The organism is Pseudoalteromonas sp. NZS71, assembly GCF_015864715.1.
GTDB lineage: Bacteria > Pseudomonadota > Gammaproteobacteria > Enterobacterales > Alteromonadaceae > Pseudoalteromonas > Pseudoalteromonas arctica.
This window is the reverse complement of record NZ_JADYWS010000022.1, coordinates 72,602-87,338: the sequence shown is the minus strand read 5'-3', so window position 1 is coordinate 87,338 and position 14,737 is coordinate 72,602. Positions and strand designations below refer to the sequence as shown.

The following is a 14,737-nucleotide window of genomic DNA, read 5'->3' as shown; positions in this document are numbered from 1 at the left end:
GCCAATCACAATGACCGCTATTCGTTCTTTGCCGAAATTCAGCTTAGTGCTATCAGTCGTAACTCGTTTCTGCCCCATTATCATTCAGGGCATGTACTCAGCTGCATTCTGCTTAGCTAGGTTAAGCCCTATTTCAACTAATGTTAATTGCCATATTTAGAGACAATTTTATTTACATCTATAATCAGCCCAAAACTTAGATGTGAACTTCAAGCAATATTGGCGATAACGAATACGTACCAAGATAAACGATAACGCAATACCGCAACACCGAATTTTTGCTTATTATTCAAAGCCTTATATCGAAACTTCATTTGTAATAGACTCTTTTTTAGGTATACTTAGAAAATCAAAACTTAAATATTTGAGGATGGTACTTGATGATAGTTACTATAATTTATAAAGCAGCCGCGGCAAATGTAGTAAAAACGTCAGAGGGAGAAATCACCATTAAGGATGGTGAAAACCCGCTAGATATTCGTCAGTGGATGGCTTTAAAGATACAGCCAGGAATCCTAAGAAGAATTAAAAATGGATATATTTCCGTAAAAGATACAAGTGTAGAAGAGGAAGCTATTAAGGAGTTTAAATGTTCTCTTTTTGAGCAGTTAAAGACTGAAGGGTATTCTTTAGTTCAAAAAAAATGTGAATCAAGTAATTACAAAGATTTTGAACAAGCCTTGGTTAAACAATGGCTTTCGAAAGAAGAGGATGCAATGATAGAAAGCAAAGCACTGCGTGAAGTAGATAGTTTGGGTATAGCTAAAAGTACTAAAAATATCGCATTGTTTAGTGCTGTAATATTATGTGTTCCGATAGTTATAGGTTTAGTGGGCATGATAACCTAAAAAGATATTGGCGAGGTAAGAGTAACCTCAGTTCAACGTTACAATAGATTTTCTAATCTAAAAGTTATCTCGCCACATTACTTTCGTAACTCAGTTTTGTCCAAAAACGAGTTTAACCGACCGTCTGCTTCTCGCTCACTGCAGACTATCAGCTGTATTTGCTTTTTAGTTGCTTATTACACAAACTGCGCAACTACGTCTTTTTACAAAAACTACGTCACGTCTAATATTATTCATTTTCACAACATGGTCGAAAGTTGATAATCCAGTTAAAAACCAAAGGAAGACGTCGATGAAGGCAGCTTAAATCGAAATAATAAAAGTTTAAAAAATGATGTTAAACGCTATTACAAATCGTGATATTGAACAAGCGACTCACACTTTACTTAAATGCATTAATAATTTAACTATTGAGAAATGAGATAGTTGCTGCGAGTTTATAAAGTGTTTGGGTTTAGTAAAAAGAAAGCTTAACGAGTGAAGCAGTCTAACAACTCCAAAACTATTGCTTTAGTTCTATTATTCTAGTTCTATTGCTTTAGTTTTGGCGCTTATTAAAGGGATAATATTTACCCTTTCATTTGTTCAAGCTCTTTGCCTTTGGTTTCGTGTAAAAACTTAAATACAAATATAACTGAAACAAACGCGCAAAATGCGTAAAAACCATAAGCCCCTGCTAAACCTATACCGGTGAGCATGACAGGGAACGACCAGGTAATTAAAAAGTTAGCTATCCACTGGGCAAAGCCGGTAACTGCAAGGCCAGAGCCGCGAATTTGGTTAGGGAACATTTCGCCTAACATAACCCACATTACAGGGCCCCACGATAGGTTAAAAAAGAACACGTAAGCGTTAGCGGCTATTAAAGCAACTATGCCCTGCTCTCCTAGCTCTAAATTACCTGTTGAGCCAATATCTGCGTTTAAAAAGGCATAAACAATAACCGAAAGTGTCACCGTCATACCAATTGAGCCGGTTAACAAAAAAGGTTTTCTGCCAATTGTGTCTATAAAATACATGGTAATAAACACCGCTAAAATACTTACAAAGCCGCTTATTATATTAATGAGTAACGCGTCAGATTCAGTAAAACCGGCTGCTTGCCAAAGTACCGCGCCGTAGTAAAAAACAACGTTAATGCCGACTAATTGCTGAAATGTAGCTAAGCCAATTCCTATCCAAACAATGGGGCGTAAACGTTTTTTAGGTTTATCTGATTGTTTTAAATAGGAATTATAAAAGCTTTTTATTTGCGCTTTACCCACCTTTTATATACCCTTAATAGTCTTTATAACAATATCTTCGTATAGCTTTTTCTGAGTAATTTATGCACTATAAAACATCAAACATTTCTAACAACATTGACGAAGAATCGATTCCTGATGACTGCATTAGCAATCTAACCGTAGATAATATTGTATTTGCTATTCATGAAGGTAAGTTAAAGGTGTTGCTGGTTAAATATAATCGGGGCCTTGCAACAAGCCAATGGGGTTTAATTGGTCATTGGGTTCGTAAAGATGAAAACTTAGACCTTGCAGCTCTGCGTGTTGTTAAAAGTACGACCGGTGTTGAAAACCTGTACTTAGATCAGTTAGGTGCTTTTGGTAACGTAGACCGCTACCCTGCTAGACGCATTATTACTATTGTTTATTATTCGCTCGTTCGCTTTGAAGAAACCAACCTTGTGAGCGGCGACAATGCTTTAGAATGTGAATGGTTTGATGTAAATAGTGTACCGGCTTTAATGTTTGACCATGCCGATATTTTAAAAAGTGGCTTAGACTACTTACGCTACAAAGTAAGACACGAGCCGATTGGTTTTAGCCTGCTCCCTGAAAAATTTACCCTGCTTGAGCTACAAGGAATTTACGAGTCGATTTTAAATAAATCACTCGATAAACCTAACTTTAGACGTAAGTTTCAAAAAATGAACTTACTAATAAACTGCAAAGAAAAACAAACAAATGTAGCTCACAGAGCCGCAACGCTTTATCGTTTTGACATAAACGTGTACGAAAAATTAAAAGAGTTTGGTTTTACGTTTGAGTTTTAAATATTCAAAAACATTATTGGATTAAAGTTTGGTCTTTAAGGCAAAACAGCATATTGCTAATATATATGTGATACCTTTAATTCGTTTGCATTATTAATATAAACTAATCAAAAAGGAGCTTTTTACTTGAAACTTACGCCGCCCTAGGCAACCACTCCCTTTTTCATCAGCACGTTGCGTGCAACCTTAATCGCCATCTGCGCGAGAATCATTGTTATTTAAATAAAATACTCCCCTATACTTTGGGAAACTAACTAATTAGGTTTATTACATGTTTGATCACGTAAAAAGAGATTGGCTCTCTAATGTTCGTGGTGATGTGCTTGCTGGTATTGTTGTGGCGCTTGCCCTAATACCTGAAGCTATTGCCTTTTCTATTATTGCGGGTGTTGATCCTAAAGTGGGTTTATATGCCTCATTTTGTATTGCGGTTATTATTGCCTTTGTAGGCGGACGCCCTGGCATGATATCGGCTGCTACCGGTGCAATGGCACTGTTAATGGTGACGCTGGTTAAAGATCATGGTCTGGAATACTTACTGGTTGCTACCTTACTCACCGGTGTACTACAAATATTTGCAGGCTTTTTAAAGCTCGGTGAGTTAATGCGGTTTGTATCGCGCTCTGTTGTAACAGGGTTTGTAAACGCACTGGCGATTTTAATATTTATGGCGCAGTTACCTGAGCTGACTAATGTTACTTGGCATGTTTATGCGATGACTGCAGCGGGTTTGGGTATTATTTACTTATTTCCGTATATTCCAACAATTGGCAAAATCCTTCCCTCCCCTTTAGTGTGTATTGTTGTTATTACCTTACTTGCACTGTTTTTAGGGCTTGATATAAGAACCGTTGGCGACATGGGCGAACTGCCAGACACCCTACCTATATTTTTATGGCCTGATGTACCGCTAACACTCGAAACGCTGCAAATTGTATTACCGTATTCGATTGGTCTTGCTGTTGTGGGCTTACTTGAATCGATGATGACCGCCACTATTGTTGATGACTTAACCGATACAACGAGCGATCGCAATAAAGAGTGTAAAGGTCAAGGTATTGCAAATATTGGCGCAGGTTTATTTGGTGGTATGGCGGGTTGCGCCATGATTGGGCAATCAATTATTAACGTTAAATCGGGCGGTCGTGGACGACTTTCAACCTTTATTGCTGGTTTATTTTTAATCATCATGGTGGTGTTTTTAGATGAGTGGCTGCGTTTAATTCCTATGGCGGCATTAGTTGCAGTAATGATTATGGTATCGATTGGTACGTTTTCGTGGGCATCAGTTAAAGATTTAAAAAAGAACCCGCTTTCGTCAAACGTAGTGATGATTTCCACCGTTATTGTGGTTGTTGCGACGCATAACCTAGCCATTGGCGTTTTAGTTGGCGTGTTGTTAGCTACGTTGTTTTTTGCGAACAAAATTGGTCGCTTTATGGTTGTTACAACTAAGCACGATGAAACTAAAAACCTAGTAACTTATGAAGTTGTAGGTCAGGTATTTTTTGCCTCAGCAGAGCAGTTTATAGCGTCGTTCGATTTTAAAAGTGCGGTAACAAATGTTGTTATAGATTTAACCCATGCACATTTTTGGGATATAACCGGTGTATCGTCACTCGATAAGGTGGTTATTAAATTTAGACGCGAAGGTGCAACAGTTAATATTGTTGGTATGAATAGCGCAACCGAAACAGTTGTTGATAAGTTTGGCGTACATAACGACCCTAAAGAAGTCGATAAACTACTTGGCGGTCATTAAGGAGAATGTAATGAAAAAAATAATTACCTGTATCGATGGCTCTGTCATTACACACGCTGTAACCGAAGCTGCTATTTGGGCTTCAAAAAAGTTAGATAAATCAATTAGCTTTATACATATGCTTGAAAAAATACAACAAACTAATGTAGGTAACTACACCGGTACGATTGGTTTAGGTGCCCAATCGGCTTTGCTTGAAGAAATGACAAAACTCGATGAACATCGTAGTAAAGTTTCTTTAAAACTAGCAGATAAATTACTCGACTCGGTTGCTGTACAAGCAAAAATTGCTCATATTCAAAACTATGAATTAATTAAACGTCACGGTGATGTAATCGACGCTATTATTGATTTTAAAGATGATACTCGCTTAATCGTTATTGGTCGAAATGGTGTTGATCATCGTGTTGATTTAAATGCACTTGGTTCACACATCGAAACGCTCGTGCGTAGCGCCTCGCAACCAATATTGCTTATTTCTAGAAAGTTTAAGCAGCCTGAATCATTTATGATTGCGTACGATGGTCGCGAAACAGCCGACAAAGCACTGCAACAAGTTATTGATGGTGGTTTATTACATGGGCTTCATTGTCATTTAGTGAGTATTAATAATAATGAGAAGAACTTAGAAGAGAAGTTTCTTAACGCTCAATTTAAACTCAGTAGTATGGGTTTTGAAGTGTCTGCAAGCTTTTTAGAGGGCAATATTTTTGACTCGTTAATGCAATACAAAGAACAAAATAACATTGATTTGATTGTTATGGGGGCTTTTGGGCATTCTAAGTTAAGGCAGTTTTTTGTGGGCAGTAATACCATTAAAATGCTCGAAAACAACGATGTGCCAGTTATTATATTAAAGTAAGTGGTTGTTTTAAGTAAGCACCACTTTAAAGTAAGCACCTGTTTTAAATGATATTTTAATGACCTACTTTAAAAGGCCTAAAATCACTTAACTGATTTTAGGCTTTTTTGTTTTTGGCTTAGCTTCAAACTTTTCAAATAAAAACTGAACAAACGACGTAACCTTTTGAGCCACAAACTTTCTATGCGGATAAATAGCAAATAAGCCAAACTCAAAGGTTTTATAGTCCCGCATAACCTGTACAAGCTTACCCGATGCAATATCGTCTCTCACCACTATTTCAGGGATTAAGCCAATACCGCCACCCGCTACAACCACCTCTTTTACAGCTTGTGGATTATTAACCGAAACACGCGAGTTTACGCTTGCCGTTAATGCCTCACCACTTGGTGAAACTAGAGGCCAATGGCGACCTATTTTAAAGTTGCTATCAATCACCGTAGCGTGTTGCTCAAGCTCATCAACACTCATTGGTGCGCCAAAACGCTGAATGTATTCGGCTGATGCACATAAAATTAAAGGGTAACTGGTAATTTGCCGTGCAATTAAATTAGAGTCAGACACACTGCCAATTCTTATTGCTAAATCAACCCCCTCTTCTAGCAAATCAATTGTTTTGTCTGAAAGCACTAAATCAATACTTAAATCAGGGTAGCGGCTCAGTAACTCAGGCATTAACGGCGCAAGATTTGATTCGCCAAACGACACCGGCGCACTCACCCTAAGCTTGCCGCTAGCAAGCGCTGTTTGACCCGATAAGTTATCGAGCATTTCGCTGTAGCTTTCAATTACAGGCACTACGCTTGCGTAATAACTTTGCCCCGCCTCGGTAATCGAAATTCTGCGCGTGGAGCGGTTAAATAATCTAACCCCTAAGTCTTGCTCTACAATGCCCACGTATTTACTAACCAGTGCCTTTGAAAGCCCTAGTCTATCGCCTGCGGCTGTAAAAGAGCCTGTTTCAACAACCGCTATGATTGTTTTAATGCCAATAATAGTATCCATGATTGTCAATATAGCATTGACATTTATTCCTTACTAGCTCGGTTTTTCAATACTGATAATAGTGAAAGAATAGCGTTATTAAAAATCACTATTCAAAATTAAAAAACAGGACAACCCATGAGCAACCTAACGCTATACCGTTTTACTTTATCTGGTCATTCACATCGTGCAGAGTTATTTGCATCGCTTTTAAAGCTTGATGTAAATATGGTTGATGTGGCACTGCAAAACGGCGCACAAAAGCAAGCTGACTTTCTAAAAATGAATATTTTTGGGCAAGTCCCGGTACTTAAACATAACGATGACATTATTAACGATTCAAACGCTATTTTGCTGTATTTGGCACAAAAATTTGATGCTAACAGAACCTGGTACCCTGAAGATGTAACTGTTCAAGCGCACATTCAGCGCTGGTTGAGCGTTGCTGCAGGGCTTGTGGCTTCAGGTCCGTGTGCAGCTCGTTTAGTCACTGTATTTGGCGCAGAGCTTGATCATCAAAACGCGATAAATATTGCCCATACATTATTTAAAACAATGGATGCATACTTACAAAATCGCGAGTACTTAGTAGGCACTCAACCAACTATTGCCGACATTGCCAACTTTTCTTACATAGCGCACGCACCAGAGGGCGGCGTATCACTTAGTGAATACCCAAATATTCTAAGATGGTTAAGCAACGTTCGTAAACTTGATGGCTATATAGCAATGCCTGAAACAAAAGCGGGTTTACTCGCTTAGTTTTAAGTTTTTAATACTGTTTTATAAGAGGCTATTAAGCCTCTTTTTTGTGCGTTACTGAGCTAACAAAGCAAAATTACTTATTACAACTTATTATGCGCAGCCAAATGCGATTGCTTACCACTATAACTCTCGGAAATGGATAGCTAAAGAGAAAAAGTTCGGTAAGATACTTATGTATATTGTTGGATACGGGATGAATTTTGGATTTACTACTAACTAAAGATTTAGAATTAAACGTTCGAAATACCGAAGGTGAATACTTCAAACTTAAGCTTAACTACGGCAAAATGCCTTTATTAACTCATGTTAGCAATCATTTTTATGAATATAAAGAAGATGAAATTCAGGTAGAGGATTATACTGAGCAACGAACTCCAAGGTACCTGTTGTCAGGTGCTATTAATTCTGGCGGGCAATCATCTAAGCTATTTCGATATATATATTCAGGTAAAGCAAAAGCAACTAACCTAAAAAAAGTATACTTCACATTCCCTGAACTAGCTGCGTATTTCAACAACGAAATTTCAAAAAATCTAGAACAAAATGGTGACTTGAGTGGAAATATCACTATAGAGCCAATGGAAGCAACAATATTAAATAGTGATCAAACCATCAAGGTTGGATTGCATCAAAACTATCAACTTTCTGATACATCAACCAAAGATGGCTTTCAGTTCACAAGCTCCATGACTCTAGTTTTTGAATTTGAAAACACCATTACTTTTAGTGAAATAGAAAAGTATTTGTATAAGTCTAAAAATCTTTTTACTTGGATTACAGGGTTTCCAATCAAAGTATCTAAAATCGAAGTTTCTGATGGTGAAAATACAGGAACTCTATACACTCCGTCAGTTAAAGATACATCCGAACACGACCTATCATACCCAAACGGCTTCATGCTAGCAGCACAATTAAGAGAAAATTTCGTAAAAATTTGTGAGTCATATTTTGAAAAAAACACGTTTGAATTTGAGGACATTTGGTCACGAACAGTCCCTTTATACAATTTCAATGGAGTTCTAGAGTATGAAACCATGCTCTATGCTTCCATTCTCGAAAAGTATTGCAGCCACAAGTTACATCAACTCAATCTTGATACCAAGCTTGATGAAGATGAGTACACAGAACTAACGAATAGACTTACAGGCTTGATCTCTGAGGATTCAGAGCTAGTCAAAACTTTTTCAAAAGATATCTTGGCTGATTTGAGTAACGTTGAAGTACTTAAAAAACTCTTACCTAATAGCTCTGCTACAACTTATATACAAAAAGTTAAAAAGTACCTGAATCACGTGGGTAAGTACGTTACAGAGATATTTATTTCAACAAAGGATCTGAAAGTTATTAAGGACGTTAGAGATAGAGCTGCTCATGGTCAACCAGAAATATACACTACAGAAGAAGTAAGCGGAATATACTGGAAATTAAGGATGTTGGTTATTTACCTGATATACAAGGATTTAGGTATATCTGATAGTAACTTCCTCAAAATTATTTCTTATACATTTAATCAGTTAGTTGTGAACTGCGATAAAAATGAATTTAAACTTGATACCAAACTAAATCAAGCAATTACTTTACCTGTTTCAGAATCAGTGTTTAATGATGTGTCATCTAAACTAAGAACATATCTTGTTCTAGCGCGGAATGAAAATCTTTACGAAATACATAAAGAGTACACAACTAAACTATCGAACTATTTTACTGCTAAAAACTCTGCAGATAGGCAAATAAGGAGCCTAGATGAATACGTGCAAACCTTGCTAGAAAATCCGAAATTAGAAGCTAAATACACTGGTAATGCATACATTACACACAAACAGAAAAACCATAGACTACATGGTGTAATCATTGTTGATACCCCGAAAAAGTTAAGAAGTTATAGTATTCGTTAGAGGCAAGAATGTACTGCAATCACACGTTTATTTTGTATCAATAGTGAGCCTTTATTGCCCTACAATGATAAAAGCTGAAGATTTATATTTTGAAAAAAACTACAGCTCTAAATCAAGCTCCTCAATGCCTTTAGCAGGTACGGCGCAGCAAATAAGCGCCTGGCCTGTTTCTGCTGGGTAACTTACGTTATTGCGATAAACCACAGCGCCTGCATTTATTCTTACGGCGCAACTGCCGCAGCTACCGTTTCGACAGCCAAATTCAGGTTCTAAACCATGGGATTCGGCTACATTAAGTATAGTGTTATCGCCTTTATTCCAGCGTTGTTCAAAGCCCGATTTACTGAATTTAATTACAGTGTTGTCGGCTTCCTCAGTGCTAATCTCTTTGCTTTTATTAGGCGCTTCGCTTGTGTTAAGCACTTTGCGCTTAATACTGGAGGGTCCAAATGCTTCAGCAAATATATTTTTATCCTGCACACCGAGCAATAACAGCTCGTTATATACGTGTTGCATAAACGCAGCAGGTCCGCATAAAAAGAACTCGTAATCATCAAGTGGTAAATAATACCTAAACACATCCGCATTTATGCGCCCTTTTAAATCAAAGCTTTCGTCTTTTAAGTTAAAGCTCTCATCTTTTAAATTAGAGCCATTGCCTTGCTTTTCATCAAGCTCAGGCTGCGATAAAAGTGAGTAGTAATCAATTGCCCCGACACTCGTATCTGCAAGTGTTTTTAGCTCGTTATAAAACGCACGCTGCTGTTTATTTTTAGCACTGTGAAAAATATGCAAAGGGCGTGTATAGCGGGTTCTTAACCCTTCGTGTGCAATATGTTTAGCCATTGAGATCATAGGTGTAATACCTATTCCGCCACCAATTAGTACCGCTGGTTTGGTACTAGTTGGGTCAATAAAAAACTGCCCTTGTGGGTATTTAGCTAAAATAACGTCGCCTACATTTACGTTATTATGAAAGTAGTTAGACACCTCGCCACTGAGCTCTTTTTTAATAGATAACCGATAAAAGAGTTCATGAGGGCTTGATGAAACGGTGTAGGTTCTAATAACAGGTTTGCTGTTACTGTTATTACTACTACTTTTACTTGGTATTTGTACGGTTAAATGCTGCCCTGCTTTAAACGGTAACAAGGTTATATTGTTATGCCCTTCTAAATAAAAGGAGGTAATTACATTACTTTCTTTAATTATTTTAGTTACTTTAAAAGGCTGCCAAGTATGTTTTAGTTTTTCGGCTTGTTTGTTTTTATCAGCCTCAAGCCACGTGCCCGTCATTTTAGTGTTAGGGGAATAAGCATCAAATTTAGCACTAAACGGGAGTAAATTTTTAAGCCACATTCCTTTAGTGAGGGTAAATTTCCAGCCTCGGTCTGCGCCAATAAAGCCTTCAAGTTCTGGGTGCCCGTCCCATAAAATTTCAACGCTGCCGGTAAGCATTAATACATTACCCGTGTCAAAATCAGGAAATAACAAACCTGCTTTTGGGTTTAATAAAAAGTTACCCAAGGTATTAAAAAAATTATTACCTGCGTAATCAGGAATCGTTAATGTGTTACCTTCTCGCTTTACAAAACCCGGCAATCCACCACGGTGAGAAACATCAACACCTTCAATTTTTGGATTGTTTTTAGCGGTTATAAAGCTTGAAACAAAAAACGTATCGGTGGTGTCAATTAACGTACTGGCTGCGTTATCAAGTGTATTAAATTCAACTTTTTGTACCGCATTACTTTTAAGTAGAGGATCTCTATTAAACGTTAAGTCTCGCGTTTGAATATACTGCGGGCAATTTCCAAAGGATTGATCAACACTAAAACTCACCTGATTATCACTAATTACCTCACCTACGCGCACATTTAAACGGTTACGCCTACGCGTACTTAGCTCAATGCCTAACAAACCAATTGGCGAGCCGGCAATCTTTAATGTGTTATGTAGAGGGTCGTTTTTATCAACCGCGTGCCTCATTAATAACGACGTGGGTGTGGGTGAGCTTAAAAAGCCTGACGGCCCTGAAACAATAGATACCCACACATCGGCGTTTTCATCAACACTGCCTGCAACCACAAATGGTAACTGCTCAAAAAAGGCTTGATGCTGCTTTGGCATAAATGAGCGCACGGCACGTTTGCCAAATGTTGCCATTATTTCTCGTTTACCGAGTTTGTCTTGTATTGCCAGCTCGCCTTCGTGAAAAGGTGAAGCATCTATTGAGTTTGTGTTAGTCATTTTGCTCGTAATTCGTGTGCGTATTTCATGGGGTAAATTTAACTCAATACACAATGAATGATAATGGGTGTTTTATTGACTGATAATGCACAAAACAATGACAATACTTGCACCCTCTTAGTGCCATGCGCGCACCAACATATAACAAAATAGGTTTTATTCTCACTCTAAAAATACATTAAATACTATTTAAACAATAACTTAAAAAATTGGCTGTATTTTTGCAAACATTCTATTAACAAGCCCGTTTTACTTACGGCAAAAATTTAGGTTGTGAGCACAATAGCTATTAGCAACCATCGGCAAAGAAGCCCGCACACAGTTATGCATATTGCGTATTTGTGGCGGGCTTTTTTGTTAATTGTATTTAAACCGTCACTTTAAGGAATGCCCTATGCAAACCTCGCAAAAAATACTCATTATTGGTAATGGTATGGTCGGACACCACTTTGTTGAGCAAATGCGCCAAAGCGATGCCAACGCAGACATTACTGTACTTTGCGGAGAAGCAAATCTTGCATACGATCGCGTGTACTTATCAAGTGTATTTGATGGCAAAACCGCCGCCGATTTAGCACTAACAACTCACGACAACTACAAACAGCTTAATATTAATGTGCATACCAGCCAGTGGGTTGAAGGCATTGATAGATCAGCAAAAATAGTGACCACATTAACCGGTGAGCAATACCCATACGACAAACTTATACTCGCTACAGGTTCGTTTCCGTTTGTGCCGCCTATAAAAGGTAACGACCAACCCCATTGTTTGGTGTATCGCACATTAGAAGATTTAGAACAAATAAAAGCCAGTGCCGCTGTAAGTAAAAGCGGTGTTGTTATTGGCGGAGGTTTGTTGGGGCTTGAAGCCGCAAATGCCATCAAGCAACTAGGGCTTGATACCCACGTAGTTGAATTTGCACCACAACTTATGGCTGTTCAACTTGATGGACAAGGCGGTACGCTACTAAAAAATAAAATAGAAAAACTTGGCGTAACAGTACACATATCAAAAGCAACCAGCGAAATAGTAAAAGGCGAAACCAGTCGCTTTAGATTAAATTTTTCGGACGAATCATTTTTAGAAACAGATCTGATTTTGTTCTCTGCCGGTATTCGCCCGTACGACCAACTAGGCAAAATTGCTGATTTAGAACTCGGTGAGCGCGGCGGTATTATTATTAATAACCAATGCCAAACGTCAGATCCTGATATTTTAGCCATTGGTGAATGTGCCCTGTGGGACAAAAAACTATTTGGCTTAGTAGCACCGGGTTACAACATGGCGCGCGTTGCAGCGAGCCAATTAAGTGGTGGCGAGCTTGAGTTTTTAGGTGCCGACATGAGCACTAAACTTAAGTTGTTAGGCGTAGAAGTAGGCTCAATTGGCGACGCTCATGCAAAAACGCCAGACTGTAAAGAACTTATATACCAAGACGCTATTCGCGGCTGTTATAAAAAAATCATACTAAGTGAAAAAGGCGACAAATTACTGGGCGCTGTACTTGTTGGCGATACCAGCGACTACGATACTTTATTACAGTACATGCTTAACGACATGGACTTACCAGAAAACCCTGAGTGTTTAATTTTACCAGATAGCGGCGGCGCGCCGTCGTTATCGGGCAGTGCCCTACCCGACACAGCCACTATTTGTTCGTGTCACAATGTGAGTAAAGGCGACATTGTAGGTGCGATTGATGGCGGCTCATGCGATTTAGCATCGGTGAAATCATGCACTAAAGCAGCAAGCGGCTGTGGTGGTTGTGCTGCGTTATTGAAATCTGTTGTTGATAACGAATTAGCAAGCCGCGGTGTTGAAGTTAACAACCATGTATGTGAGCACTTTGCGTATTCACGCCAAGAACTACTGCACATGGTAAAAGTAGAAAGCATTAAAAGCTTTGATGGCTTACTAGCTAAACACGGCAGCGGTCATGGCTGTGAAATATGTAAACCTGCCATTGGCTCTATTTTAGCCTCAACATGGAACGACTTCATTTTAGAGCCCGCTCATGTTGGCTTGCAAGATACTAACGATACGTACCTAGCAAACATGCAAAAAGATGGTTCGTACTCTGTAGTACCACGTATTGCTGGTGGCGAAATAACACCCGACAAACTCATTGTAATTGGACAAGTAGCAAAAGACTTTAACCTGTACTGCAAAGTCACTGGCGGTCAACGTATTGATTTGTTTGGTGCGCGCTTAGAAGAGCTTCCTGTTATTTGGGAGCGACTTATAGAAGCCGGATTTGAGACCGGTCATGCCTATGGTAAGTCTCTTAGAACCGTTAAATCGTGTGTGGGTAGTACGTGGTGTCGTTATGGTGTGCAAGACAGCGTTGGACACGCAATAGAAATAGAAAACCGCTACAAAGGGTTACGTGCGCCGCATAAATTTAAAATGGCGGTATCGGGTTGTACCCGCGAATGCGCCGAAGCACAAAGTAAAGATATTGGCATTATAGCTACCGAAAACGGCTGGAACTTATACGTGTGTGGTAATGGCGGTATGCGCCCTCGCCATGCTGATTTATTTGCGACCGATTTAGACACGCCAACACTGATCAAATACATTGACCGCGTGATTATGTTTTACATAAAAACAGCTGACAAATTACAACGTACGTCGGTATGGATGGAAAATCTTGAAGGCGGTTTAGACTACCTTAAAAGCGTAGTCATTGACGACAGCTTAGGCATTTGCGACGAGCTAGAAGCGCAAATGGAATTAATTACACAAACCTATGCCTGTGAGTGGAAAAAAGCGATTGAAAGCCCAGATGCAGCCAAACGATTCCGCCAGTTTATTAATAGCCCCGAAACCGACGACAACATTTTGTTTGTGCAAGAGCGTAACCAAATCCGCCCTGCTACAGAAGCCGAAAAGCGTGAGCAACGTAATACACAAAACCGTATTCCAGTAATGGAAGTTGAAGAGGAGCAAGCTGATGTCTTGGCATAATATTGGAACAATCGACAACCTAGTAGCTAATAGCGGCGTATGCGCATTAGTTAATAATCAGCAAGTGGCTATTTTTTACATTCCACAAAATCCAATGGCTGTGTTTGCCATTAGCAACTACGACCCGATTGGCAAAGCCAATGTATTATCGCGTGGCATTATTGGCTCAACCGACAATAAATTAGTTGTCGCATCGCCTTTATATAAGCAACACTTTTGCCTAGAAACAGGCGAATGTTTAGAAGCAGAAGCAATACACTTACCGGTTTTTAATGCAAAAATTGAAGACGGCAGTGTATTTATAAGCTCTGAACCAAAAGTTACAACAGCTGTGGCTTAGGGGAATA

The 14,737-nt window shown here is 38.9% G+C and carries 10 protein-coding genes and 1 pseudogene; 8 read left to right on the top strand and 3 right to left on the bottom strand.

Features of this window, described 5'->3' with window-relative positions; genetic code table 11:
• The first annotated feature begins 380 nt into the window (after positions 1–380).
• Positions 381–848 (top strand): hypothetical protein, encoded by a 468-nt coding sequence (locus I6E85_RS14965; protein ID WP_024590952.1) that lies wholly within the window; start codon positions 381–383, stop codon positions 846–848.
• A 569-nt stretch (positions 849–1,417) separates the two neighbouring features.
• Here the strand turns inward: I6E85_RS14965 and I6E85_RS14960 are convergent.
• A pseudogene (locus I6E85_RS14960) lies at positions 1,418–2,047 on the bottom strand (MFS transporter); the annotation flags it as partial.
• A gap of 128 nt (positions 2,048–2,175) precedes the next feature.
• On the opposite strand from I6E85_RS14960, the gene I6E85_RS14955 reads away from it, so the two are divergent.
• The 3 genes from I6E85_RS14955 (at position 2,176) to I6E85_RS14945 (ending at position 5,528) form a co-directional block, all read left to right on the top strand.
• Positions 2,176–2,904, top strand: a complete 729-nt coding sequence (locus I6E85_RS14955; protein WP_024590950.1) for an NUDIX domain-containing protein — start codon at positions 2,176–2,178, stop codon at positions 2,902–2,904.
• Between the two features lie 271 nt (positions 2,905–3,175).
• Positions 3,176–4,666, top strand: coding sequence for a SulP family inorganic anion transporter (locus I6E85_RS14950; protein WP_024590949.1), 1,491 nt, complete (start codon positions 3,176–3,178; stop codon positions 4,664–4,666).
• A gap of 10 nt (positions 4,667–4,676) precedes the next feature.
• Positions 4,677–5,528, top strand: coding sequence for a universal stress protein (locus I6E85_RS14945; RefSeq protein WP_024590948.1), 852 nt, complete (start codon positions 4,677–4,679; stop codon positions 5,526–5,528).
• Positions 5,529–5,615: 87 nt separating this feature from the next.
• On the opposite strand, the gene I6E85_RS14940 is transcribed toward I6E85_RS14945, so the two are convergent.
• Complete coding sequence (locus I6E85_RS14940) at positions 5,616–6,533, bottom strand: LysR family transcriptional regulator (protein WP_024590947.1); 918 nt, start codon at positions 6,531–6,533, stop codon at positions 5,616–5,618.
• A gap of 117 nt (positions 6,534–6,650) precedes the next feature.
• Here I6E85_RS14940 and I6E85_RS14935 point away from each other — a divergent pair, with 117 nt between their 5' ends.
• Entirely contained in the window at positions 6,651–7,274 is a 624-nt protein-coding gene (locus tag I6E85_RS14935; RefSeq protein ID WP_024590946.1) for a glutathione S-transferase, read from the top strand.
• A gap of 203 nt (positions 7,275–7,477) precedes the next feature.
• Entirely contained in the window at positions 7,478–9,172 is a 1,695-nt protein-coding gene (locus I6E85_RS14930) for a HEPN domain-containing protein (RefSeq protein WP_024590945.1), read from the top strand.
• A 99-nt stretch (positions 9,173–9,271) separates the two neighbouring features.
• On the opposite strand, the gene I6E85_RS14925 is transcribed toward I6E85_RS14930, so the two are convergent.
• Entirely contained in the window at positions 9,272–11,422 is a 2,151-nt protein-coding gene (locus I6E85_RS14925) for a pyridoxamine 5'-phosphate oxidase family protein (protein ID WP_024590944.1), read from the bottom strand.
• A 394-nt stretch (positions 11,423–11,816) separates the two neighbouring features.
• Here I6E85_RS14925 and nirB point away from each other — a divergent pair, with 394 nt between their 5' ends.
• Positions 11,817–14,390, top strand: a complete 2,574-nt coding sequence (nirB, locus tag I6E85_RS14920; RefSeq protein WP_024590943.1) for a nitrite reductase large subunit NirB — start codon at positions 11,817–11,819, stop codon at positions 14,388–14,390.
• Positions 14,377–14,730 (top strand): nitrite reductase small subunit NirD, encoded by a 354-nt coding sequence (nirD, locus tag I6E85_RS14915; protein ID WP_024590942.1) that lies wholly within the window; start codon positions 14,377–14,379, stop codon positions 14,728–14,730. Before nirB ends, nirD begins: the two co-directional genes overlap by 14 nt.
• Positions 14,731–14,737: the final 7 nt, after the last annotated feature.